Source organism: Acinetobacter sp. S4400-12 (assembly GCF_024129495.1).
GTDB classification, from domain to species: Bacteria; Pseudomonadota; Gammaproteobacteria; order Pseudomonadales; family Moraxellaceae; genus Acinetobacter; species Acinetobacter lwoffii_C.
In genome coordinates this window covers 1-582 of the sequence record NZ_JAMXYB010000104.1, presented here as the reverse complement: position 1 = coordinate 582, position 582 = coordinate 1, and the positions used below count along the sequence as shown (strand labels likewise).

Annotated in this window: 1 protein-coding gene; it reads right to left on the bottom strand. The window is 51.9% G+C overall.

Annotation, left to right across the window (positions count from 1 at the left end):
* Positions 1-582, bottom strand: a 582-nt coding sequence (locus tag NI461_RS14100; protein WP_253157890.1) for a hypothetical protein, incomplete at both ends; no start/stop codon positions are given.

Below are 582 nucleotides of genomic sequence, written 5' to 3'. Positions count from 1 at the left end.
CTGAATCCGAGTCGCTATCCGAGTCAGAGTCTGAATCCGAGTCTGAATCGCTGTCTGAATCCGAGTCGCTGTCAGAGTCCGAATCGCTATCCGAGTCTGAATCGCTATCCGAGTCGCTGTCTGAATCTGAGTCGCTATCGCTGTCTGAATCCGAGTCCGAATCGCTGTCTGAATCCGAATCGCTATCCGAGTCTGAATCGCTATCCGAGTCTGAATCGCTGTCTGAATCCGAATCGCTGTCTGAATCCGAATCGCTGTCAGAGTCTGAATCCGAGTCTGAATCGCTGTCTGAATCTGAGTCGCTGTCAGAGTCGCTATCCGAGTCTGAATCGCTGTCTGAATCCGAATCGCTGTCAGAGTCTGAATCCGAGTCTGAATCCGAGTCGCTATCCGAGTCAGAGTCTGAATCCGAGTCTGAATCGCTGTCTGAATCCGAGTCGCTGTCAGAGTCCGAATCGCTGTCAGAGTCGCTATCGCTGTCTGAATCCGAGTCGCTGTCAGAGTCTGAATCGCTGTCTGAATCCGAATCGCTGTCAGAGTCTGAATCCGAGTCCGAATCGCTGTCTGAATCCGAATCGCTAT